Source organism: Cellulophaga sp. BC115SP, assembly GCF_009905545.1.
Taxonomy (GTDB): domain Bacteria; phylum Bacteroidota; class Bacteroidia; order Cytophagales; family Spirosomataceae; genus Flectobacillus; species Flectobacillus rivi.
Window position 1 is genome coordinate 1 of sequence record NZ_JAAALB010000189.1, and the last position, 641, is coordinate 641.

General features: G+C 41.7%; 2 protein-coding genes. Both read left to right on the forward strand.

Translation table 11 applies throughout. From position 1 onward, the window contains the following. On the forward strand, positions 1–267 hold a 267-nt coding region (locus GVN22_RS27575), incomplete at its 5' end, for a hypothetical protein (protein ID WP_205691075.1). Between the two features lie 30 nt (positions 268–297). Continuing rightward, the coding region (locus tag GVN22_RS27580; protein ID WP_205691076.1) for a hypothetical protein at positions 298–641 on the forward strand (344 nt) is incomplete at its 3' end.

Consider the following 641-nt stretch of genomic DNA (forward strand, 5'->3'; position numbering starts at 1 on the left):
GTGATGTTTGCCGAAATTCACCAAGACACACGGGGCGATGAGGTACACAAATTTTCTATCAAGTATCGTAAAGTAGATGGAGAAATAGGATACAAAGCGAACGTCTCCAAGAGCATTCGAAATTTACCCGGAAAAGGGAAATACAACGGTAATGTTAAAATCAATCACGTTCTGCTCCTCTACGATTACGATACTGATAGAACTTTTGAAATACTAATTGACCTCATGATTGAATACAACGGACTGCTCATAGACCATACAGTGTAATTGAGCTGAAGTTCTACACCTAACAATTTTATGAAAGTACAACAACTATCGGATTCTCTATTTGTACTCAATTCGGCGGTATTGCAATTGACGTCAAGGGATGCCGCTTTTGGCTATCATGACAGTCTATTCGGTTCGGCAGTAACGGATCATATCCGATGGGGACACACCGACAACATGCCTAACATGATGAAAAGCATGATTGTTGGTAACAACCAGGTACCTGCTCAGTTAGTCAGTATTCGGGATATGATATATGGTAGTGGGGTGGGGTTCTTCAAAAGAGTGATAGACCCTAAAACGACCAAGCAAAGCCTACAGCCGTACACAGACTCAAGACTTGAGGATTGGGAGTTTGATACTGATCTACCATC